Raw genomic sequence first — 22,530 nt, 5'->3', positions numbered from 1 at the left:
CCGCACGGTTCGGACACGTGGCTCAGAAGCCGTAGCCCATGCGCCGGGACAGCTCGGCCGCCGCTGCCGCCGTCCGCCTGCCCAGCTCCGGCAGGCGGTCCGGGGTCAGCCGGTACACCGGCCCCGAGACGCTGATCGCCGCGATCACCTCGCCGTCGTACGAGCGGACCGGCGCGGCGACGGCCGCGAGCCCCAACTCCAGCTCCTCGAGGGTTGCGGCGTACCCCTCGGGGACGACCGCCTCCAGCTCACCGCGCAGAACGGACGCCTCGGTGATCGTGCGCTCCGTGAACCGGTGCAGCGGGCCGGCGAGAACGTCTTCGCGCAAGGCGGGTGGCCTGTGCGCCAGGAACACCTTGCCGCTGGAGGTGGCATGCAGCGGGGTGCGCCTGCCGAGCCAGTTCTGCGCCGTGACGGATGCCGTGCCGCGGGCCTGCATGATGTTGACGGCGGCGGCGTCGTCCAGGACCGCGATGTTCACCGTCTCGCCCAGCTCGTCGGCCAGTTCCCGGCACACCGGGACGCCTTCCTGCGAGATGTCCAGCCGCACGGCCGCCGCCCCGGCGAGACGCAGCACGCCGGCACCCAGGTAGTACTTGCCGCGGTCCTTGGCCTGGGCCACCAGACCGCGGTTCTCCAGGACGCCGAGCAGCCGGAAGGCGGTGGACCTGTGCACCTCCAACGCGTCGGCGATCTCGGTGACGCCCGCCTCGCCGAGCCGGGCGAGCATCTCCAGCACGCTCACGGCACGGTCCACCGACTGGACGGCGCTCGCCGCGTTCTTCCCGTTCCGCCTCGCCGGGTCCGCCGCGTGCTCCGCGCGGCGTCCGGACTGCTTGCGCGCGCCGGTCATGGCTCGGCTCCCACCACCTGTCGTCCCGGTGCGGACCGCATCCGGAGGACCCTGATGCGACGGCCGCCCGCTCGGATTCCGTCGCACATGACAGTCACATGTGCGCCATGCGCAACATCATGCCACCGCATGGTCGGGTGCCGGGGGAGGTGCCGTACGCCCGCGCTCTCCGGCACCGGAGGGTCGGAACGAGCGCGGGCGCCGATGTCAGGAGTGCGACAACTGCCCGGCTCCGCCCCCTCGGCGTATGCGCGACTGCGCCCGCTCGGCGGACCGCTCCTGCCGCCGGGCGCGGCGCCGCTCGCGTCGCAGGGCCCGTGCGGTGCTGCTGGGAGCGGACACCACGCCGTGGCGCTGGTGCCAGACCTGACGGGTCACCCACACGTCCAGGGCCGCCCACGTGGCCAGGATCGTGCTGACGACGCTGCTGATGACCATGGGGAACGCCAACCAGGATCCGGCCAGCGTGCACAGGAAGGCCACCATGGCCTGAATCAGCGTCACTGCGATGACGAGCACCGCCCGTACGGCCGCCGTCCGCACCGGATCCGGCAACCGGCGCCGCCGCGCCGGCTCCTCGACCCACAGAGGTCGGTGGTACGCCTGCTCACGGGCACCGGACGTGCCGGTGCCCCTCGCGGCTTCGTGCGCCTCGCGCCGCTCCGCCGTGCCCATCAACGTGTCACTCCCCACCGCCGGCAGACCGCTCGCTCGTGTCCGAAGACCCGGTTCCCCAGTGACTGCCCGGCTTGCGCTGTTCTACGCCGCCCAGATGCGGGACACGGCTCCTGTGGCCGATTCCGCCCCCATCTCCCACAGAGAAGGACGAACGGAACGTCACGAAGATTCCCGGGTGGGGAAAGAATTCGGCCAACCGTCTCAGGGGATCCGAGGGCCGGCCCGCGGAACACCCTTCCGATCGCAGGCGGCAATCTCCCGCAATGACCGGACAACTCCTCATGTTCCGCCGCCGGTACGGAACTTCGGCCTCCGGACGGCTCTTCGAGTTGGCCGCGGCTCGGTAGTAGGCTCGCGCCGTTTGTTGACGCACATGTGTGCCCCCGGCCGGTCGGGGGTGAGCTGGGGGAGGCCATGCGCTTTCGCGGGAAGTCCATCCGCCGGAAGATCGTGGCGCTGCTTCTCGTGCCGCTGGTGTCCCTGACGGCGATCTGGGCCTTCACCACGGTGCTCACCGGTCGCGAAGCGAGCCACCTGTTCGACGTGTCGTCGGTGATGGAGGAGGTCGGCTACCCCCTCGAGGACACCGTCCGCGTCCTCCAGCAGGAGCGTCGGCAGACCCTCGTCCACCTCGCGGACCCTCGCGCCTCCGACGGACTCGCCGCCCTCCGGCGCAGCCGCACCGCCACCGACAAGGCCGTCGACCGGGTCCGCGAGAACGCGGCGAACCCCGATGTGCGCGAGGCCATGCACGGGGACTCCGGCGAGCTGAACGCGGTGCTGGACTCCTTCGACGGCATCGAGTCCCTGCGCCGCAGCGTCGAGGACGGCACCGTCAACCGCTCCCAGGCCCTCGATCTCTACAACCGTCTGGTCGACCCGTGCTACGTCCTGCTGGCCAACCTGCACGTGGTCGATGACGTCGAGCTGGACAAGCAGTACCGAGCCCTCGTCAACCTGGCCCGTGCCCGCGAACTGCTCGCCCGGGAGGACGCCCTGCTCGGATCCGCCCTGATCGTCGGCGAACTGTCCCGCGCCGAAGTGCGGGAGGTCTCCGACCTCGTGGCCCAGCGCACGCTGATGTACGACGCCAGCCTGCCGCAGCTGCCCGCATCCGAGCGCGACCGCTACGAGACCTTCTGGAAGAACGCCGCGTCCGCTCCGTTGCGCGTGGGGGAGGAGGCGGCCGTCTCCTCCGGCACCGGACCGCCCCGCGGGATCACCGCGAAGAGCTGGGACACCGCCGCCGGCCACGTGCTCGCCGAGCTCGGCACTCTCAACGACCAGGCCACCGACCGTTATCAGGACCGTGTCCGTCCCGTGGCCATGGGCATCATCACCCAGGCCGTCATCGCCGGCACCCTCGGACTGGTCGCCCTGCTGCTCTCCCTCTTCCTCTCCGTACGCATCGGCCGCGGCCTCATCCGGGACCTGCGACAGCTGCGTCTCGAGGCGCACGAGGCGTCCGGCGTCCGGCTGCCCAGTGTGATGCGCCGCCTCTCGGCCGGCGAGCAGGTCGACGTCGAGACCGAAGTCCCGCGGCTGGAGTACGACAAGAACGAGATGGGCGAGGTCGGCCAGGCCCTCAACACCCTCCAGCGCGCCGCCGTGGAGGCCGCCGTCAAACAGGCCGAACTGCGCGCCGGCGTCTCCGAGGTGTTCGTCAACCTCGCCCGCCGCAGCCAGGTCCTGCTCCACAAGCAGCTCACCCTGCTGGACAGCATGGAGCGCAGGACCGAGGACACCGAGGAACTCGCCGACCTGTTCCGCCTGGACCATCTGACCACCCGCATGCGCCGGCACGCGGAGGGCCTCGTCATCCTCTCCGGCGCCGCGCCCTCCCGGCAGTGGCGCAAGCCCGTCCAGCTCATGGACGTCGTCCGCGCCGCCGTCGCCGAGGTCGAGGACTACGAACGCATCGAGGTCCGCCGCCTGCCGCGGACCGCCGTCACCGGGCCGGCCGTCGCCGACCTCACCCACCTCGTGGCCGAACTGCTGGAGAACGCCACGGTGTTCTCGCCGCCGCACACCGCCGTCCAGGTCCTGGGCGAGCGCGTGGCCAACGGCTTCACCCTGGAGATCCACGACCGCGGTCTCGGCATGGCCGCCGACGCGCTCCTGGACGCCAACCTCCGGCTCGCCGAGACTCCCGAGTTCGAACTCACCGACACCGACCGGCTCGGACTCTTCGTGGTGAGCCGCCTCGCCCAGCGTCAGAACATCCGGGTCTCCCTCCAGCCCTCCCCGTACGGCGGCACCACGGCGATCGTCCTCATCCCCGACGCGCTGCTGACGGACGACGTGCCGGACACCAACGGCGTCGGCTTCCGCCTCGACCGCCCCCAGCGGGCCAAGGACAAGAAACCGGAGGAGAGCCGCCAGGCCGCGCTCTCCCGGACACCCGCGCAGCTGCCCGGGCTGCCCGCCTCGCTGCTGGACGGACCGGTGGAACTGGAAGCCCCGGTCGACCTGGACGCCCTCGACGACTTCCCCGGCGCGCTGGGCGACGAGGACAGCGGGCACGGCGGCCTCTTCCGCCCCCGCCGTTCCCTCACCCACGCCAAGGACGAGCGGCCCGGTCGGCGCCACGAGCCGCATCAGCAGGCCCCCGGCACCCGTGAGGGACGCGACCGGGACGCCGACGACCGGACGAGCGCCCCGGTCCCGCTGCCCCGCCGGGGGACACCCAAACTGGTCAGCTCCCACGGACGCCCGGTCGGGGACCGTCGCACCCGCCGGGAACGGACGGACGAGGACACGGCCGCCTCGTCGGACCGCCCGAACCCGGAGACGCCACCGCTTCCGGCCCGTGAGCGCGGTGAGGACCCGGCGGGACGCCGGAGCACCGGCCGCACGGGCCCGGAGCCCACGTCCCCGCTCCCCGCCCGCCGCGCCGGCCGGCTCTCCTCGGGACGCGAGCAGGAGCCGCCGGAGGCGGAGACACCGCCGGCGCTCCCCGCCCGCAGGCGGGGCGCGAACCCCGCCCGCCCCGGGACCGACGCCCGAGCCGGAGAACGGAGCGAGACCCCGGAGCCCTCCGGCCGAGCGCGTGCCGACCTGCCGGAGCCCCCTGCGCTCCTTCCCCGGCGCACGCGCCGCCCCGCGATCGCACCAAGCGGCCCGGAGGACCCCACGCCGGCCGAGGGCACGACGGCGCGGACCGGATCCGGCGACGCGGCACCGGACCCCGGCGCCGGGGCACTGCCCCGGCGCAAACGGCAGGCCAGCCTTGCTCCGCAGCTGAAACACAGTGCCGAACGGCGGAACGAGGACAGGACCCGGCCCGTCGAACGGGACGCCGAGGAAGTACGCAGCCGCATGGCTTCGCTCCAGCGAGGCTGGCAGCGCGGCCGCGAGGAGAACGCCGCGGGCGACGACGCCGACAGCGGCACAGCACCACGACGAACGACTAAGGGGGACGGTCGATGACCGCACCGAAGGCCACCGGCCACACCGCGACCGACAAGGGCGAGCTGAACTGGCTGCTCGACGACCTGGTGGACCGTGTCGCGAGCATCCGCAAGGTCATCGTGCTCTCCGGCGACGGCCTGCCCACGGGAGCCTCGAAGGACCTGACCCGTGAGGACAGCGAACACCTGGCCGCTGTCGCCTCCGGGTTCCACAGCCTCGCCAAGGGAGTGGGCCGCCACTTCGAGGCGGGCGACGTCCGTCAGACCGTCGTCGAGCTCGACGAGGCGTTCCTGTTCGTCACGGCCGCCGGTGACGGCAGTTGCCTCGCCGTCCTCGCGGACGCCGACTCGGACGTCGGACAGGTCGCCTACGAGATGACGCTCCTCGTGAAGCGGGTCGGTGCGCATCTGGGTGCCGCTCCGCGCACCGATCTGCCCTCGGGCGGGTAGTGGGATGACATGAGCGCTGACGGTCAGGGTAGAAGCCACTGGTTCGACGACGAGGCCGGTCCGGTCGTCCGTCCGTACGCCATGACGCGGGGCCGCACCACCAGTGCGGCCCAGCACCGCCTCGATCTGATCGCGGTGGTCGTCACGGAGCCCCACGCCGACGATCCGGAGACGGACCCGACGCTCTCCCCGGAGCACGTGGAGATCGTCGAACTGTGCCGTGACGCCCCGCAGACGGTCGTCGAACTCGCCGCCGAACTCGACCTGCCGGTCGGGGTGGTCAGGGTCCTGGTCGGGGACCTCGTCGACACCGAATTCGTCCATGTGAACCGGCCCGTACCCCCGGCCGAACTGCCGGACGAGAGTATTCTGCGCGATGTGATCAACGGCCTCCGGGCGCTGTGACCGGCGCGGAAGCGGGGTACTGACGTGGCAGGCTGGCAATTCTGGATCGACCGGGGCGGCACCTTCACCGACATCGTCGCGCGGCGCCCGGACGGCCGGCTGCTCACGCACAAACTGCTGTCGGACACCCCGGCCCTCCGGCACCCCGGGCCTCGCCCGGACACGGGGGCACCCGTCGCCGACGCGGCCGTCGCGGGCGTCCGCGCGCTGCTGGCCGGATCCGACGATCCCGTCGATGCCGTACGCATGGGCACCACGGTCGCCACCAACGCCCTCCTCGAGCGCAAGGGCGAGCGCACCCTGCTGGTCATCACCCGCGGCTTCCGTGACGCCCTGCGCATCGCCTACCAGAACCGCCCCCGCATCTTCGCCCGCCGCATCGAACTGCCCGACCTGCTGTACGAACGGGTCGTCGAGGTGGACGAGCGCATCGCCGCCGACGGCACCGTCCTGCGCCCCCCGGACCTGGGCGCCCTCACCGAGCCGCTGCGGCAGGCGTACGACGCCGGGATCCGGGCCGTCGCCGTGGTCTGCGTGCACAGCCATCTCCACCCCGACCACGAGCAGGCGATCGGGGAACTCGCCGCCCGTATCGGGTTCCCGCAGATCTCGCTGTCCAGCGAGGTCAGCCCGCTGATGAAGCTCGTCCCGCGCGGCGACACCGCCGTCGTCGACGCCTACCTCTCGCCCGTGCTGCGCCGCTACGTACGGCACGTCGCCGATGAACTCGAAGGCGTGCGGCTGATGTTCATGCAGTCCAACGGCGGTCTCGCCGAGGCCGGGCAGTTCCGCGGCAAGGACGCGATCCTGTCCGGACCGGCCGGCGGCATCGTCGGCATGGCGCGCCTCTCGCAGCTCGCCGGCTTCGACCGCGTCATCGGCTTCGACATGGGCGGCACCTCCACCGACGTCTCGCACTTCGCGGGCGAGTACGAACGCGTCTTCACCACGCAGATCGCCGGCGTCCGGCTGCGTGCACCCATGCTGGACATCCACACCGTGGCCGCCGGCGGCGGCTCGGTCCTCCACTTCGACGGCTCCCGCTACCGGGTGGGGCCGGACTCGGCGGGCGCGGATCCGGGTCCCGCCTGTTACCGGCGCGGCGGACCACTCGCCGTCACCGATGCCAACGTCATGCTCGGCCGTGTCCAACCCGCCCATTTCCCCGCGGTGTTCGGCCCGGACGGCGACCAGTCCCTCGACGCCGCGCTCGTCCGCGACCGCTTCACCGCCCTCGCCCGGGACATCCGCGAGCAGACGGGCGACGACCGCACCCCGGAGCAGGTCGCCGAGGGTTACCTGCAGATCGCCGTCGCCAACATCGCGGGCGCGGTGAAGCGGATCTCCGTGCAAAAGGGCCACGACATCACCCGCTACGCCCTCACCACCTTCGGGGGCGCGGGCGGACAGCACGCGTGCATGGTCGCCGACTCCCTCGGCATCCGCACCGTCCTCGTCCCGCCCATGGCGGGCGTCCTCTCCGCACTCGGCATCGGCCTGGCCGACACCACGGCCATGCGGGAGCGCTCCGTCGAGGCGCCCCTGCAGCCCGCCGCGATGCCCGCCGTCCGCAGGGCCGCCGACGACCTGGAGGCGGCGGCCCGCGCCGAACTCCTCGCCGAGGACGTCCCCGAGGAGCGGATCGAGGTCATCCGCCGCGCCCAGCTCCGCTACGACGGAACCGACACCACCCTCACCGTCGAACTGACCGAGCCCGACACGATGCGCCGGGTCTTCGAAGAACGTCATCGCGCCACGTACTCCTTCACGCTCGACCGGCCGATCGTCGTCGAATCCCTCTCCGTCGAAGCCACCGGCATCACCGAACCCCCCGATCTCTCCGCTCTCGCCCCCCGCGAGCGCCCCTCCGGAAGCAGCACCGCCGCCCCGCGGACCGTCCGCCTCCACACCGGCGGCGCCTGGCGCGACGTACCCCTCCACCGCCGCGAGGACCTTCCCCCCGGCGAAACCGTCACCGGCCCGGCGATCATCACCGAGGCCGGCGCGACCACCGTCGTCGACGACGGCTGGCGGGCCGCGGCGACCCACGACGGGCATCTGGTCATGGAACGCGTCGCGGTCACGCAGAGTTCCGATCTCGACACGGAAGTCGACCCCGTCCTGCTCGAGGTCTTCAACAACCTCTTCATGTCCATCGCCGAGCAGATGGGCGCCCGCCTCGAGTCCACCGCCCAGTCCGTCAACATCAAGGAACGCCTGGACTTCTCCTGCGCCCTCTTCGACCCGGACGGAAACCTGGTGGCCAACGCCCCGCACATCCCCGTCCACCTGGGATCGATGGGCACCGGCGTCAAGGAGGTCGTCCGACGGCGCGGCGCGGCCATGCGCCCCGGCGACACCTACGCCGTCAACGACCCGTACCACGGCGGCACCCACCTGCCCGACGTCACCGTGATCACCCCGGTCTTCGACACCGGACCCGGCGACGACACGGAGAGTGACCGCAGGGTCCTCTTCTACGTGGCCTCCCGCGGCCACCACGCCGAGATCGGCGGCATCGCCCCGGGTTCCATGCCGGCCGAGAGCCGCACCATCGACGAGGAAGGCGTCCTCTTCGACAACTGGCTGCTCACCGAGAACGGCCGCTTCCGCGAGGAGGAGACCCTCCGGCTCCTGACCGGGGCGCCCCATCCGTCCCGCAACCCCGCGACCAACCTCGCCGACCTGCGGGCCCAGATCGCCGCCAACCGCAAGGGCGTCGACGAGGTCGGCCGCATGATCGAGGACTTCGGCCTCGACGTCGTCCAGGCGTACATGAAGCACGTCCAGGACAACGCCGAGGAAGCGGTGCGCCGCGTCATCGACGCCCTCGACGACGGCGAGTACGCCTACGAGACCGACTCGGGCGCCGTCATCCGCGTGCGGGTGCGGGTGGACCGCGCGAGCCGCTGCGCGACCATCGACTTCACCGGCACGTCCGCCCAGCTTCCCACCAACTTCAACGCCCCCTTCTCGGTCGTCAACGCGGCCGTCCTGTACGTCTTCCGCACGCTGGTCGCCGACGACATCCCGCTCAACGACGGCTGTCTGCGCCCGCTGAGGATCATCGTGCCGCCCGGTTCCATGCTGGCGCCCGAGCCGCCGGCCGCCGTCGTCGCCGGAAACGTGGAGACCTCCCAGGCCATCACCGGTGCCCTCTACGCGGCGCTCGGCGTCCAGGCCGAGGGTTCCGGCACGATGAACAACGTCACCTTCGGCAACGCGCGCCACCAGTACTACGAGACCGTCGCCTCCGGCTCGGGCGCGGGGGACGGCTTCCCCGGTGCGTCCGTCGTACAGACACACATGACCAACTCGCGCCTCACCGACCCCGAGGTCCTGGAGTGGCGGCTGCCCGTCCGCCTCGAGGAGTTCGCGGTGCGCCGCGGCAGCGGCGGCGCCGGACGGTGGCGCGGCGGGGACGGAGCCGTGCGCCGCATCCGCTTCCTGGAACCCATGACCGTCTCCACCCTGTCCCAGCACCGCAGGGTCCCCCCGTACGGCATGGCCGGCGGTGAGCCCGGCGCACCGGGCGCCAACCGGGTCGAGCGGGCGGACGGCTCGGTCACCCGACTCGCCGGGAGCGACTCGGCGGACGTCGGCCCCGGCGACGTACTCGTCATCGAAACCCCCGGCGGCGGAGGATACGGCCCGCCGCCCGACCCCCATCGAGCAGGAGAAGAGATCGATGATCTTCGGGCGCTCTGAGCGCGGCAAGCCCCCGGTCGAGCCCGTCACGCTCAAGATCCTGGTGGCCGGCGGCTTCGGCGTGGGCAAGACCACGCTCGTCGGCGCGGTCAGCGAGATCAGGCCGCTGCGCACCGAGGAACTGCTCACCGAGGCGGGGCGCCCGGTCGACGACACCAGCGGTGTGGAGGCCAAGAGCACCACCACCGTGGCCATGGACTTCGGCCGCATCACGCTGCGCGAGGACCTGGTGCTGTACCTCTTCGGCACGCCCGGTCAGGAGCGGTTCTGGTTCATGTGGGACGAGCTCTCCGAGGGCGCCCTCGGTGCGGTCGTCCTCGCCGACACCCGGCGCCTGGAGGACTGCTTCGCGGCCATCGACTACTTCGAGCGGCGCTCCATACCGTTCCTCGTCGGCGTCAACTGCTTCGAGGGCGCCGCCCGGTACCCGGTCGACGACGTCCGCCAGGCGCTCGATCTCGACGACCACGTACCGCTGCTGATGTGCGACGCCCGGGAGCGCGAGTCGGTCAAGGATGTCCTCGTCGGTGTCGTCCAGCACGCCATGACGCAGGCCGCGCAGCGCCGCCGGACGGTCACCATCTGAGACCACGGGCACGGCCCGGATCCCGCCGCTCCGGGCGCGGCCCGTACTCCCGCCGACCGGAGTACGGGCCGCGGGCCGGGGAACGACGCTCCACGCGCGCGTGGTCAGCCGTCGCCGTCCTCCGCCCAGCCGAAGCTCTTCTCCACCGCCTTGCGCCAGTTGCGGTACTCACGGTCCCGCACCGACGCCTCCATGCCCGGCGTCCACTCGGCGTCCTTCTGCCAGTGGGACTTGAGCTCGTCGAGGCCGTTCCACACGCCCGTGGCGAGACCGGCCGCGTAGGCGGCGCCCAGGCAGGTGGTCTCGGAGACCCTGGGCCGGATCACCGGAACACCGAGCACGTCCGCCTGGTGCTGCATGAGCAGGTTGTTCCTCGTCATGCCGCCGTCGACCTTCAGGGTGGTGATCCGGACCCCCGAGTCCTGGTACATGGCGTCCACGACCTCGCGCGTCTGCCAGCTCGTCGCCTCGAGCACCGCGCGCGCGAGGTGAGCCTTCGTCACGTACCGGGTGAGCCCCGTGACCACACCGCGCGCGTCGGAACGCCAGTACGGCGCGAACAGCCCGGAGAACGCGGGCACGACGTACGCCCCGCCGTTGTCGTCCACGCTCGCCGCCAGCGGCTCGATCTCGTCCGCGCTGCCGATGATGCCGAGCTGGTCGCGGAACCACTGCACCAGCGCGCCCGTGACGGCGATCGACCCCTCCAGGCAGTAGACGGGCGCCTCGTCGCCGATCTTGTAGCCCATCGTCGTCAGCAGCCCGCTCTTCGACGGCACCGGCCGACTGCCGGTGTTGAGCAGCAGGAAGCTGCCCGTGCCGTAGGTGTTCTTCGCCGTCCCCACGCCGTAGCAGGCCTGCCCGAACACGGCCGCCTGCTGGTCGCCCAGCGCCGAGGCCACCGGTACGCCCGAGAGCTGGCCCACGGCGGTGCCGTACACCTCGGCGGAGGACCTGATCTCCGGCAGGACCGCCTCGGGCACGTTCATCGCGGACAGGATGGACGCGTCCCACTGGAGCGTCTCCAGGTTCATCAGCATCGTCCGCCCGGCGTTGGTCACGTCGGTGACGTGCCGGCCCCCGTCGGTACCGCCGGTGAGGTTCCAGATCAGCCAGGAGTCGATGGTGCCGAACGCGATCTCGCCGTTCTCCGCGCGCGCCCGGAGCCCCGGCACGTTGTCCAGCAGCCAGGCCGCCTTGGGACCGGAGAAGTAGCTGGCCAGCGGCAGTCCGGTCTGCTCGCGGAAACGGTCCTGCCCGTCCGTGCCGCCCAGCTGGTCGCACAGCGCGGCGGTCCGCGTGTCCTGCCACACGATCGCGTTGTGCACGGGCTTGCCCGTGGCGCGGTCCCACAGGACCGTCGTCTCGCGCTGGTTGGTGATGCCGAGGGCGCTGAGCTGGTCGGCGCGCAGGCCGGCCTTGGCGATCGCGCCGGCGACCACGGCCTGCACCTTGGACCAGATCTCGGTGGCGTCGTGCTCCACCCAGCCGGGCTTCGGGAAGATCTGGCGGTGCTCGCGCTGGTCGACGGCGACGATCGCGCCGCCCCGGTCGAAGACGATGCAACGGCTGGACGTGGTGCCCTGATCGATCGCGGCGACGAACTTGTCCGTCATGACGTCCCCTTCGTCGGTTCGTGCGGAGGTTCGTTCAGAAGGCTGCGTTGAAGACGAGCCCGGACAGCGCCGCGCCGATGAGCGGCCCCACGACGGGAACCCACGCGTAGCTCCAGTCGGAGGTCCCCTTGTTGGGGATCGGCAGCAGTGCGTGCACGATGCGCGGCCCCAGGTCGCGTGCGGGGTTGATGGCGTATCCCGTGGGACCGCCGAGCGACAGGCCGATGCCGACCACCAGGAAGGAGACGATGAGGATCGCGGTGCCCGATTCGCCGAGCCCCTTCGTGAGGCCGAAGGCCAGGATCGGCAGCACCAGGCCCATGGTCGCGATGACCTCGGTGACGAGGTTCGCGACGGGATTGCGGATCGCCGGGGCCGTGGAGAAGATGCCGAGCGTCGGCTGGGCGATGTCCTCCTCGGCGTTGGCCCGGAACTGCGCGTAGTAGACCAGCCAGCACAGAAGGGCGCCGAGCATCGCGCCGACCAGCTGCCCGGCGACGTAGATGTGGACCTTGTCCCACTCCCCGGTGTCGATGGCGATCCCGAGGGTGACCGCCGGGTTGAGGTGCCCGCCGGACAGCGGGGCCGCGGTGTACGCCCCGGCCATCACGCCGAAACCCCAGCCCAACGCGATGACCACCCAGCCGGCGTCCTTCGCCTTCGAGTAGTTCAACACCACGGCCGCGACCACACCGGCGCCGAACAGGATCAGGATCGCGGTGCCGATGATCTCCCCGACGAAAATGTCTCCGTTGCTCATGGCGGCTCCTAGGCCCCGGTCCGGGACGGTCCGCCCCGGGCCTCACGTGCAGGGTGCGTTTCCCACGGCGACTTCAGCCGGAGGCAGGGAGACACCGCGCCCCGCCCGGCATCCGTGACGAGCGTGCCGTCGCAGCCGAATCGCCGGTGGGGGAGTGGGCCGTGTCGCGGGAGGACCCCAGCGGCGGCGTGCCGGAATACACCGAGATGTGCAGCGATGTCGGCTGACACCGGAAGTGTTCACCGGCACTCGAGGAGCGTCAAGGTCGCCGACCGGAACGGTTGTCGGCCATACGGCCGGAGGACCGTCTTCCGTGGCGGCACAGGCGTGCGCACACCCCTCACGGCCCTTCCCGGCACAAAGGGGTGACGGAGTGGCAGGAGCCGTGCCGTGAGGAGCCGGAGAGGGACGGGACGCTTCCCCGGCGGAGCCACTCCTGATAAATGCAGGAGACATGACACGACTCTCCACCGCGGTACGCGGCCTGGTCATCGCGGTCGCCACCCTGCTGACCACGACCGCCGCCTCCGCCCCCGCCCGGGCGAAGACCGAGCCCAAGGCGCCGAAGGACTTCGTGGCGCTGAGCAGTGTGGACCCGACGATCCTCCAGGAGATGCGGTACTTCACCCCGCACAACTTCGTGGGTGAGCCCATCGACGGCTACCGGCAGCCCCTGTGCATCCTCACCCGTCCCGCCGCCCGGGCCCTGCACACGGCCCAGCGGAAGCTGCTGCGCCAGGGCTACTCCCTCAAGGTGTACGACTGCTACCGCCCACAGCGCGCCGTGGACCACTTCGTGCGCTGGGCCAAGGACCTCGACGACCAGGCGATGAAGGCCGAGTTCTACCCGAACGTCGACAAGAGCCGGCTGTTCGCCGACGGCTACATCGCGGAGAAGTCCGGACACAGCCGCGGCTCGACGGTGGACCTCACCCTGGTGAAGCTCCCCGCACGACCGACCCGGCCGTACCACCCCGGACAGCCCCTGGCACCCTGCTTCGCCCCCGAGGACGAGCGGTTCCCCGACAACTCCGTCGACATGGGCACCGGTTACGACTGCTTCGACACCCTCAGCCACACCCTCGACCCCCGCGTCCAGGGCGAACAACGCGCCAACCGGCTGCTGCTCAAGGACACCCTGGAAAGCCTCGGATTCGTGAACCTCGCCGAGGAGTGGTGGCACTACACCTTCACGCCCGAACCCCACCCGGACACCTACTTCGATTTCCCGGTGTCCCGCAGGTCGCTCACCGGCCACCACTGAGCGACCTCCCCGGGACGCCCTCTCCGCGATCGGATACAGTCCGCGCGTGTCCGATAACCAGACCGCTGTCCCCGGCTCCGTGCCGGGCTCCCACTGTTCGAGCTGCGGCACACCCTTCGGAGAGGGCGTTTCCGGCTGGCCCCGCACCTGCCCGGCCTGCGGCACCGTGGCCTACCGCAACCCGCTGCCGGTCGCGGTGGCCCTCCAGCCCGTGTACGACACGAACGGCACCGCCCTGGTCGTCATCACCCGAGCCGTCCCTCCGGCGCGCGGGGGCACGGCTCTGCCCGGCGGTTACATCGACGACCGTGAGGACTGGCGCCGGGCAGTCGTCCGCGAGCTCAGGGAGGAGACCGGCATCGACGCGGCGAGCCACGACGTGCGGCTCGCCGACGCGATGAGCTCGCCCGACGGGCACCTGCTGCTGTTCGGGCTCCTCCCGGAACGTCCCGCCGAGGGCCTGCCGTCCTCCGCCGCCACCGACGAGACGGAGGGCTGGCACCTCCTGCGCCGCCCGGAGGAACTCGCCTTCCCCCTGCACACCCTGGCCGTGCGGGCCTGGTTCGAGGGCCGCTACATCTGACCCCGGCCCGGCCCGGCCCCGCGGACACGCACCGGACGGGCCGGCGCGCCGGCGCCGTCCTCACCCTCCCGCTCGACGACGAGCCGCGGACCCGCCCAGCGGACGGTGTAACGCTCGATCTCCGGCTCCTCCCACCCGTCGCCGGCGTCCGGTACGACCAGCCCGCCCCCGGTCCGGCCCCGTGCGGGTGCCCACACCTCCAGCTCCGGCCCGCCGTCCTCTCCCCGCACGGGAAGAACCGCACCCGCGCGCGCGAACACCGGAATCCGCTCCAGGGGCGCCTCGACCAGCACCTGGGCCGGCCCCTCGTACGCCCGTTCCGTCGCCGTGTCGTACCAGCGTCCCCCAGGCAGACGGACGGCCCGCCGGTCCGTGCCCGGATCGAGTACCGGCGCCACCAGCAGGCAGTCACCCAGCAGGAAGGCGTCCTCGCAGTCGCGCAGTGCGCGCTCCTCGGGAGCCGACCACCACAGCGGCCGCACGTAGGGTGCTCCGGTGCGCCGGGCCAGGTGCGCCAGCGTCATGAAGTACGGCAGCAGCCGCCGGCGTTCGACGAGCGCAGCGCGCGCGTGCTCCAGGACCTCGGCGCCGAACTCGCACGGCTCCCCGGGCCCCGTACGCAGACCGGTGCGCGTGCGAAGCAGCGGCAAGTAGGCGCCCAGTTGGAGCCGGCGCAGATACAGCTCGGGCGACGACTCCCCGCCGAAGCCGCCGACGTCCGGCCCCGAGCAGGGAACACCGCACAGTCCCAGCCCCAGGACCAGCGCCAGCCACACACGCAACCCGGTCCACCCCGCCGCCACGTCACCCGGCCACGTCCCGCCGTAACGCTGCATACCGGCCCACCCGGAGCGCGAGAACACGAACGGCCGCTCGCCGGGTGCCAGGTCCCGCACTCCCTCGAACGCGGCCCGGGCCATGCACAGCGCGTACACGTTGTGCGCCTCGCGATGGTCACCGGCCCGTCCGTCCAGAGCGTGACGGGCCGAGCGCGGGAGCGTCGCCTCCCCGAAGGCCGCGAGCGACGTCGGCTCGTTCGAGTCGTGCCAGAAACCGGCGAACCCCTGCGCCAGGCTCTCCGCGTACAGCCCGCCCCACCACTCACGCACGCGCGCGTGCGTGAAATCCGGAAAGACCGCGTCACCGAGCCGCGCGACTCCCCGCACGACCTCCCCGGAGGAGTCCCGCACGAACGCGTCCCGCGCCGTCCCCTCGTCGTACACGGTGCTGCCGGGCACGGCCCCGACCGCCGGACCGACGGCCGACACCAGCCGGATCCCGTCGCGCCGCAGCTCGTCGGCGAGGACCGTCGGCTCGGGAAACCGCTCGTGGTCGACGGTGAACACCTGATGGCCGTCGAAGCGGTCGATGCCGAGGTGCACGGCGTCGACCGGCAGCCCGTGCTCCTGGTAACCCGTGACGGTCCTCCGCACCTCCTCCTCGCCGCCGGACCCCCCTCGCACGAGGTGGTGGCCGAGCGCCCACGCGGGCGGAAGCGCGGGCGCACCGGTGAGGGACGCCCAGGTGAGCAGCACGCGCGCGGGAGTACCGACCATCGCCCAGCAGCGCAGCGGGCCGCCGTCCATCCGCAGCTCACTCGTCCCGGCCCGGTCGTGCCCGGAACCGGCGCCCTCCTCCCCCTCCCGCAGTGTCACGGTGCCGTCCCACGAGTTGTCGTGGAAGACCAGATGCGTGCCCGCGTCGGCCACCACCAACTGCACCGGCATCGTGATGCCCAGCGGATCGTCGCCGGGCCCGAAGGGCCGACCGGGGGCGGTGTTCCACAGCCGGTACGTGCCGTCCCGCAGCCGGGGACCCGCCGCACGCCCCCCGAGCCCGAAGAAGCGGGCGTCCGCAGACACCTCCGACCGCTGCATCCAGCGCGCCGTGCCACCGCCCACCGGCTCCCACCACCGCGGCGGCAGGTCACGCCGCAGCGTCACACCCCCGGGGGTGAGCACCTCCACCGCGCCGTGCCGTGAGACGACGACGGTCACCCGCTCGGCCACCACCCGCCAGCCGCCGTCCTTGTCCGGCTCCAGCGCCGCCCGCGGATCCGGGTCGGGACAGCGGCCGGCCAGCGCGTAGGACGGCTCGGGAGCCGTCCCGTCCCAGCCCCAGAAGACGGCCCCGTTCACCGTGACGAAGATCCGCAGCTCCGAGCGGCCGAACCGGACGGTGCCGCCACCGGGTCCCGGCTCCACCTCCCGCACGGTCCCGGGCACCCGTGCCCGCTCCGGCCCCCGTGGCGGCAGCCCGGTGGCGTCGGCCCGCCGCCTGCGCCACGCTGCCCGTACGGTACGCAACCCCTGAGCCGTCCCCATCGAACCGACCGACTTCACCGAACGCACCAGGTCACGACCGTCCATGCTGCTCACCCTGCCACCGACCGCACCCCCCGTGCGTGTCGTTCAACTGCCGTTCATCCGTGATCGGACCACATCTTCACGACAGGGACTATGTGGGGGACACCCTGGTGCAGGAGTCGATCACATGGCATCGTCCCTGTCAGCCGCGTCACGCGCACACCCCAGCACGTGCGCGGAGACGCACACGACGCGCACAGTCCGGGAGCCGCCCCATGTCGACCGTGAACCCCCAGCCGCTCTGGCAGCCGGATCCGGAACGTATCGCCCAGGCACGGATCACCCAGTTCCAGGCGTGGGCCGCCGAGCACCACGGCGCCCCCGCCGAAGGGGGCTACGCGGCGCTGCACCGCTGGTCCGTGGACGAGCTGGACACCTTCTGGAAAGCGGTCACGGAGTGGTTCGACGTCCGTTTCTCGACCCCCTGCGCGCGCGTGCTGGGCGACCGCTCGATGCCGGGCGCCCAGTGGTTCCCCGGCGCGACCCTGAACTACGCCGAGCACGCGCTGCGCGCGGCCGCGTCCCGCGCGGACGAACCGGCCCTCCTGCACGTCGACGAGATCCATGACCCGCGCCCCGTCACCTGGACCGAGCTGCGCCGCCAGGTCGGCTCCCTCGCGGCCGAGCTGCGCTCTCTGGGAGTGCGTCCCGGAGACCGAGTCAGCGGCTACCTCCCGAACATCCCGCAGGCCGTCGTCGCCCTCCTCGCCACCGCGGCCGTGGGCGGCGTGTGGACCTCCTGCGCGCCCGATTTCGGCGCCCGCAGCGTCCTCGACCGCTTCCAGCAGGTCGAACCGGTCGTCCTGTTCACCGTCGACGGTTACCGCTACGGCGGCAAGGAGCACGACCGCCGCGACGTCGTCGCCGAACTGCGCCGCGAACTGCCCACCCTGCGCGCCGTCGTGCACGTCCCCCTGCTCGGCACCGACGCCCCCGAGGGCGCACTGGACTGGGCGGCCCTCACCTCCGCGGACACGGAACCGGTCTTCGAGCAGGTGCCCTTCGACCACCCGCTGTGGGTGCTCTACTCCTCCGGTACCACCGGACTGCCCAAGGCGATCGTCCAGTCCCAGGGCGGCATCCTCGTCGAGCACCTCAAGCAGCTCGGCCTGCACTGCGACCTGGGCCCGGAGGACCGCTTCTTCTGGTACACCTCGACCGGCTGGATGATGTGGAACTTCCTCGTCTCCGGCCTGCTGACCGGAACGACGATCGTCCTGTACGACGGCAGCCCCGGCTACCCGGACACGGGCGCCCAGTGGCGGATCGCCGAACGGACCGGCGCCACCCTCTACGGCACCTCCGCCGCCTACGTCATGGCCTGCCGCAAGGCCGGCGTGCACCCCGCGCGCGACTTCGACCTCTCGGCGGTGCAGTGCGTCGCCACCACCGGATCCCCCCTGCCCCCCGACGGCTTCCGCTGGCTGCACGACGAGGTCCGCGACGACCTGTGGATCGCCTCCGTCAGCGGCGGCACGGACGTGTGCTCCTGCTTCGCCGGAGCCGTACCGACCCTCCCCGTCCACGTGGGCGAGCTGCAGGCACCCGGCCTGGGCACCGACCTGCAGTCCTGGGACCCGAACGGCAACCCCCTCATCGACGAGGTCGGCGAACTCGTCGTCACCAACCCCATGCCGTCCATGCCCATCCACTTCTGGAACGACCCCGACGGCAGCCGCTACCACGACAGCTACTTCGACACCTATCCCGGCGTATGGCGGCACGGCGACTGGATCACGATCACCTCCCGCGGCTCCGTCGTCATCCACGGCCGCTCCGACTCCACGCTCAACCGCCAGGGGGTCCGCATGGGGTCGGCCGACATCTACGAGGCCGTCGAACGACTCCCGGAGATCAAGGAGTCCCTCGTCATCGGCATCGAACAGCCCGACGGCGGCTACTGGATGCCCCTGTTCGTGCACCTGGCACCGGGAGCCGTCCTCGACGACGACCTGCTGGCCCGCATCAAGCAGACCATCCGCGAGCAACTGTCGCCCCGCCACGTCCCCGACGAGATCATCGAGGCGCCCGGCATCCCCCACACCCTCACCGGAAAGCGCATCGAGGTACCGGTCAAGAGGCTCCTCCAGGGCACCCCCCTGGAGAAGGCGGTCAACCCGGGATCCATCGACGACCTCGACCTGCTCACCTTCTACGAGGACCTGGCCCGCAAGCGCGCCTGACCGTCACAGCCCTCTCCGCACGCCGTTGTCAGTGCCGCCGGTTACTGTGAGTGAGCATTGATCGACCGTGCGGAGGGGGACACATGGGGCACACCGACCACCGAACCCTGCGACGCGTACTGCGCCGCGAAATCGCAGGCACCATCGGCCTGCTGACCGACGAGCACGACTTCCGGGCCATGCGGCGCTACCGGAGCTTCGCCTTCGACGACCACGCCACCTACCTCGAACACGTGGAGGCCCTCCTCAGGACACGCGCACTGCAGGGAAGCCACACCACCCTGGCCCTCTTCGACCCCGACGAGTACACCGAGTTCTGCAGGAAGACGGGGATCGACCCCGACAACCGGACCAGCCGCACACGGTTCACGGCCGAGATCGCGGCCACCGGACCCACGGTCCTCTACGAGGGCCAGCCCCTGGCCGACCTGCTGCCCGCCCTCGTCGACGAGGCCGTTCGCCAAGCGACCTGGGAGTACGCGGCCGCGCTGCTCGCCCGCCTCGGTCCCTGCGCCTCGTGCGGCGAGGACCTGGGCCGCGCCGCCTTCGCCCGCGCCTCCCATCTCCTCGCCCGCATCCTCGACACGGCTCCGCCCGGGGACCGGCACCTCGTGTGCAGCGTCTCCGGACCGCCCGAGACCCTCATCGCGGTCCTGCACGCCGACGACATCGCCGGCCGCATGGACCTGGACGAGACCGAAGCCCTCGAGTTCACCACCGTCCTGGCCGTCGGTCTCGCCACCGAGAACCCCGGCGGACTGGTCATGCGGATCAGCGCCCCCGGCACCCGCGACCGTGTCCACGGCTGGCGCCTGCGCGCCTACGGCCTCGAACCCCTCACCGCCGGAGAGGTCTTCGACGCCTACTGCACCGACGCCGAAACCGGAGACCTCATCCCGCCGGAGTCCGACGTCGACTACTGCGAGCCGCCCGACCTCGGGGAAGAGGGTCCGGGCCCGGCCCACCCCCACTGAACCGCGGAGCCGAAGAGGGGCGCCCCACCGCGGGTGGGCGCCCCTCCGGAGAACCGGCGACCTACCGGCCCTGTCCGGCTACTCGCCCGAGAGCACCGCCTGCGCGGCGTCGCGGGCCTCCTCGGCGCTGTCCGCCGCCCGGGCCGCCGCGGCGGCCCGCTCACACTGCGCCAGCGTGAACTTCGCCAGCGCCGCCCGCACATAAGGAATGGACGCCGCACCCATGGAGAGAGAGGTGACTCCCAGACCGGTCAGCACACAGGCGAGCAACGGGTCCGACGCGGCCTCACCGCAGACACCGCAGCTCTTTCCCTCGGCCTTCGCCGCTTCCGCGGACAGCGCCACCAGGTCGAGCAGCGCGGGCTGCCAGGGATCCTGCAGCCGGGAGACCGCGCCCACCTGGCGGTCGGCGGCGAAGGTGTACTGCGCGAGGTCGTTGGTACCCAGCGACAGGAACTCCACCTCCTGCAGGATCGAGCGCGCCCGCAGCGCGGCCGAAGGGATCTCGACCATCGCACCGAACTTCGCCCGCAACCCCGCCGCACGGCACGCGTCCGCGAAAGCCCGGGCATCGGCCCGGTCCGCGACCATCGGGGCCATGACCTCGAGGTGGACGGGCAGTCCCTCCGCGGCCTTCGCCAGTGCCGTCAGCTGGGTGCGGAGCACCTCGGGGTGGTCGAGCAGCGTGCGCAGACCACGCACGCCCAGCGCCGGGTTCGGCTCGTCGGCCGGGGTGAGGAAGTCCAGCGGCTTGTCCGCCCCCGCGTCCAGCACACGCACCACCACACGGCCCTCGGGGAACGCCTCGAGCACCTGACGGTACGCCGTGACCTGCTTCTCCTCGGAAGGAGCGTTCTCGTTGTCGTCCAGGAAGAGGAACTCCGTACGGAAGAGACCCACGCCCTCCGCACCCGCCTCGACGGCGGCAGCCACATCCGCCGGGCCGCCTATGTTCGCCAGCAACGGCACCTTGTGGCCGTCGGCGGTCGCGCCGGGGCCGGTCGACGCCGCCAGCGCCGCCCTGCGCTCGGCCGCCGCCGCCTCGAGCTGAGACTTCTTTTCCTCGCTCGGGTTCACGAAGATCTCGCCGGTGCTGCCGTCGACCGCTATCACGGTGCCCTCGACGAGTTCGCCGGCACCCGGCAGGGCGACCACGGCAGGAACACCCAGCGCACGCGCCAGGATCGCGCTGTGGCTGGTGGGCCCGCCCTCCTCGGTCACGAAACCGAGCACCAGAGTCGGGTCCAGCAGCGCCGTGTCCGCAGGAGCGAGATCCCGGGCCACGAGAACGTACGGCTCGTCGCTGTCCGGCACACCCGGCATCGGCACCCCGAGCAGCCGCGCGACGATGCGGTTCCGCACGTCGTCGAGGTCGGCCACACGGCCCGCCAGATACTCCCCGGCACCCGCCAGCAGCTCGCGGTACGCGGCGAACGCGTCGTACACGGCACGTTCAGCGGTGCTGCCGACGGCGATACGCCGCTCCACGTCCGTCATCAGCTCGGGGTCCTGGGCCATCATGGCCTGAGCCTCGAGCACCGCCTGGGCCTCGCCGCCCGCCAGATTGCCGCGTGCCATCAGATCGGCGGCCACGGCTTCCACGGCCTTGCGGGCGCGCCCCTGTTCGCGCTCCGCCTCCTCCGCCGGGATCTGCTTGGCCGGCGGCTCGAGCACCGCCGTCCCCATGTGTCGAACCTCGCCGATCGCCACACCGTGGCTCACACCGACGCCTCGCAGCATTGTCTCCATCTCACCCGTCTCCGATAGTGCGGCGGCTCCCGCTGCCGCGTTGGTCGTCCTACTCGCCGTCCAGGACGGCACCGGTGTCACTTCCAGAGGAAGAGACTGTCGCCGACCTTCACATCGCCGTCGTCACGAAGCTCGGAAAGAGCGTCCGCCGTGGCCTCGAGAGCCACGACCGGGCACACCGGGGACTTCCCGGCGGCCTCGACGGCAGCCGGGTCCCAGCGCACGATGCCCTGACCGCGCGTGACGGTGTCGCCCTTGTTGACGAGCAGCTCGAAACCTTCACCGTTGAGCTGCACGGTGTCGATACCGAGGTGGGTGAGCACACCGTGCCCGCTCTCGTCGACGACGACGAACGCGTGCGGGTGCAGAGAGACGATGACGCCATCCACGGGGGAGACGGCCTCGGAGGGCTCCCGTACGGGGTCGATCGCTGTACCCGGGCCGACCATGGCCCCGGAGAAGACCGGGTCGGGCACGGACGCCAGTCCGATGGCCCGTCCTGCAAGCGGGGACGTCACGGTGGTCATGGGAAGCCTCCCAGGGGTGGAGATCTACAGGGGCGTCGTCACTGTTCCGTGCCGGACGGCGCACTGTTGAGCAGCGTATGTCATATGACGTACCGGTTCCGGGCGACAGGTCCAGATCAGAGGTCTAGACCACCTAGCCTAATGGATTTGCGTACGGTCCGCGACCCCGTGTAGAGTCGTACTCCTGCTTGGGGGACCGAGCGGCGCGGTGAGCGCCCCCGCCCCGGCAGCAACTCAACTCGTTCAGATCCTAACTTTGGATCTCCTCCTGCATGTCTGCAGGACGGTGGTCAGGGGGACGGAAAAACACTGGTAGAGTTGAGAACACCGAAGGGAAGCGCCCGGAGGAAAGCCCGAGAGGGTGAGTACGAAGGAAGCGTCCGTTCCTTGAGAACTCAACAGCGTGCCAAAAGTCAAC

16 protein-coding genes are annotated in these 22,530 nt (G+C 71.6%); 9 read left to right on the top strand and 7 right to left on the bottom strand.

The features are described from left to right. Positions 1-22: 22 nt before the first annotated feature. Together FHS37_RS22570 and FHS37_RS22565 are read right to left on the bottom strand one after the other, a co-directional pair. Positions 23-853, bottom strand: coding sequence for an IclR family transcriptional regulator (locus FHS37_RS22570; RefSeq protein ID WP_184824163.1), 831 nt, complete (start codon positions 851-853; stop codon positions 23-25). A 207-nt stretch (positions 854-1,060) separates the two neighbouring features. Beyond that, positions 1,061-1,528: a hypothetical protein gene (locus FHS37_RS22565; RefSeq protein WP_184824161.1), complete on the bottom strand. Its 468-nt coding sequence runs from the start codon at positions 1,526-1,528 to the stop codon at positions 1,061-1,063. 417 nt (positions 1,529-1,945) lie between these two features. Between FHS37_RS22565 and FHS37_RS22560 the strand changes: the two genes are divergently transcribed. From FHS37_RS22560 to FHS37_RS22540, 5 genes are read left to right on the top strand one after another with little or no spacing between them, the layout of a single operon-like run. Then, positions 1,946-4,960 (top strand): nitrate- and nitrite sensing domain-containing protein, encoded by a 3,015-nt coding sequence (locus tag FHS37_RS22560; protein ID WP_184824160.1) that lies wholly within the window; start codon positions 1,946-1,948, stop codon positions 4,958-4,960. Next, positions 4,957-5,391, top strand: coding sequence for a roadblock/LC7 domain-containing protein (locus tag FHS37_RS22555; RefSeq protein WP_184824158.1), 435 nt, complete (start codon positions 4,957-4,959; stop codon positions 5,389-5,391). The genes FHS37_RS22560 and FHS37_RS22555 overlap by 4 nt, the downstream gene beginning before the upstream one ends. Positions 5,392-5,400: 9 nt before the next feature. Then, positions 5,401-5,796 (top strand): DUF742 domain-containing protein, encoded by a 396-nt coding sequence (locus tag FHS37_RS22550; protein ID WP_184824156.1) that lies wholly within the window; start codon positions 5,401-5,403, stop codon positions 5,794-5,796. A 24-nt stretch (positions 5,797-5,820) separates the two neighbouring features. Next, a complete protein-coding gene (locus FHS37_RS22545; protein WP_184824154.1) occupies positions 5,821-9,504 on the top strand; it encodes a hydantoinase B/oxoprolinase family protein in 3,684 nt (1,227 codons plus the stop codon). Beyond that, a complete protein-coding gene (locus tag FHS37_RS22540; RefSeq protein WP_184824152.1) occupies positions 9,485-10,090 on the top strand; it encodes a GTP-binding protein in 606 nt (201 codons plus the stop codon). Before FHS37_RS22545 ends, FHS37_RS22540 begins: the two co-directional genes overlap by 20 nt. A gap of 104 nt (positions 10,091-10,194) precedes the next feature. On the opposite strand, the gene glpK is transcribed toward FHS37_RS22540, so the two are convergent. Both glpK and FHS37_RS22530 read right to left on the bottom strand, forming a co-directional pair. Further along, positions 10,195-11,706 (bottom strand): glycerol kinase GlpK, encoded by a 1,512-nt coding sequence (glpK, locus tag FHS37_RS22535; protein ID WP_184824150.1) that lies wholly within the window; start codon positions 11,704-11,706, stop codon positions 10,195-10,197. Between the two features lie 34 nt (positions 11,707-11,740). After that, positions 11,741-12,466: an MIP/aquaporin family protein gene (locus tag FHS37_RS22530; protein WP_184824148.1), complete on the bottom strand. Its 726-nt coding sequence runs from the start codon at positions 12,464-12,466 to the stop codon at positions 11,741-11,743. A 454-nt stretch (positions 12,467-12,920) separates the two neighbouring features. Between FHS37_RS22530 and FHS37_RS22525 the strand changes: the two genes are divergently transcribed. Both FHS37_RS22525 and FHS37_RS22520 read left to right on the top strand, forming a co-directional pair. Further along, positions 12,921-13,730: a M15 family metallopeptidase gene (locus tag FHS37_RS22525; protein WP_184824146.1), complete on the top strand. Its 810-nt coding sequence runs from the start codon at positions 12,921-12,923 to the stop codon at positions 13,728-13,730. Between the two features lie 46 nt (positions 13,731-13,776). Beyond that, positions 13,777-14,313, top strand: coding sequence for an NUDIX domain-containing protein (locus tag FHS37_RS22520; RefSeq protein ID WP_184824144.1), 537 nt, complete (start codon positions 13,777-13,779; stop codon positions 14,311-14,313). Here the strand turns inward: FHS37_RS22520 and FHS37_RS22515 are convergent. Then, positions 14,304-16,682 (bottom strand): glycoside hydrolase family 31 protein, encoded by a 2,379-nt coding sequence (locus FHS37_RS22515; protein WP_184824142.1) that lies wholly within the window; start codon positions 16,680-16,682, stop codon positions 14,304-14,306. The genes FHS37_RS22520 and FHS37_RS22515 overlap by 10 nt on opposite strands. A gap of 212 nt (positions 16,683-16,894) precedes the next feature. Here FHS37_RS22515 and FHS37_RS22510 point away from each other — a divergent pair, with 212 nt between their 5' ends. Next, entirely contained in the window at positions 16,895-18,862 is a 1,968-nt protein-coding gene (locus FHS37_RS22510) for an acetoacetate--CoA ligase (protein ID WP_184824140.1), read from the top strand. Positions 18,863-18,945: 83 nt separating this feature from the next. Continuing rightward, positions 18,946-19,836, top strand: a complete 891-nt coding sequence (locus tag FHS37_RS22505; RefSeq protein ID WP_184824138.1) for a DUF8829 domain-containing protein — start codon at positions 18,946-18,948, stop codon at positions 19,834-19,836. A gap of 78 nt (positions 19,837-19,914) precedes the next feature. On the opposite strand, the gene ptsP is transcribed toward FHS37_RS22505, so the two are convergent. Both ptsP and FHS37_RS22495 read right to left on the bottom strand, forming a co-directional pair. Next, a complete protein-coding gene (ptsP, locus tag FHS37_RS22500) occupies positions 19,915-21,585 on the bottom strand; it encodes a phosphoenolpyruvate--protein phosphotransferase (RefSeq protein ID WP_184824136.1) in 1,671 nt (556 codons plus the stop codon). A 77-nt stretch (positions 21,586-21,662) separates the two neighbouring features. Then, positions 21,663-22,112, bottom strand: a complete 450-nt coding sequence (locus FHS37_RS22495; protein WP_184824134.1) for a PTS sugar transporter subunit IIA — start codon at positions 22,110-22,112, stop codon at positions 21,663-21,665. Between the last annotated feature and the right edge of the window lie 418 nt (positions 22,113-22,530).

It is taken from the genome of Streptomyces griseomycini, from assembly GCF_014203535.1.
GTDB classification, from domain to species: Bacteria; Actinomycetota; Actinomycetes; order Streptomycetales; family Streptomycetaceae; genus Streptomyces; species Streptomyces griseomycini.
Note: the sequence above shows the minus strand (reverse complement) of the source record. Positions and strands in the feature narration are given on the sequence as shown.

Coding starts and splice junctions, on each gene's coding strand:
- FHS37_RS22570 (WP_184824163.1), bottom strand. CDS start 853: ATGACCGGCGCGCGCAAGCAGTCCGGACGCCGCGCGGAGCACGCGGCG.
- FHS37_RS22565 (WP_184824161.1), bottom strand. CDS start 1,528: ATGGGCACGGCGGAGCGGCGCGAGGCGCACGAAGCCGCGAGGGGCACC.
- FHS37_RS22560 (WP_184824160.1), top strand. CDS start 1,946: ATGCGCTTTCGCGGGAAGTCCATCCGCCGGAAGATCGTGGCGCTGCTT.
- FHS37_RS22555 (WP_184824158.1), top strand. CDS start 4,957: ATGACCGCACCGAAGGCCACCGGCCACACCGCGACCGACAAGGGCGAG.
- FHS37_RS22550 (WP_184824156.1), top strand. CDS start 5,401: ATGAGCGCTGACGGTCAGGGTAGAAGCCACTGGTTCGACGACGAGGCC.
- FHS37_RS22540 (WP_184824152.1), top strand. CDS start 9,485: ATGATCTTCGGGCGCTCTGAGCGCGGCAAGCCCCCGGTCGAGCCCGTC.
- glpK (WP_184824150.1), bottom strand. CDS start 11,706: ATGACGGACAAGTTCGTCGCCGCGATCGATCAGGGCACCACGTCCAGC.
- FHS37_RS22530 (WP_184824148.1), bottom strand. CDS start 12,466: ATGAGCAACGGAGACATTTTCGTCGGGGAGATCATCGGCACCGCGATC.
- FHS37_RS22525 (WP_184824146.1), top strand. CDS start 12,921: ATGACACGACTCTCCACCGCGGTACGCGGCCTGGTCATCGCGGTCGCC.
- FHS37_RS22515 (WP_184824142.1), bottom strand. CDS start 16,682: ATGGACGGTCGTGACCTGGTGCGTTCGGTGAAGTCGGTCGGTTCGATG.
- FHS37_RS22510 (WP_184824140.1), top strand. CDS start 16,895: ATGTCGACCGTGAACCCCCAGCCGCTCTGGCAGCCGGATCCGGAACGT.
- FHS37_RS22505 (WP_184824138.1), top strand. CDS start 18,946: ATGGGGCACACCGACCACCGAACCCTGCGACGCGTACTGCGCCGCGAA.
- ptsP (WP_184824136.1), bottom strand. CDS start 21,585: ATGGAGACAATGCTGCGAGGCGTCGGTGTGAGCCACGGTGTGGCGATC.
- FHS37_RS22495 (WP_184824134.1), bottom strand. CDS start 22,112: ATGACCACCGTGACGTCCCCGCTTGCAGGACGGGCCATCGGACTGGCG.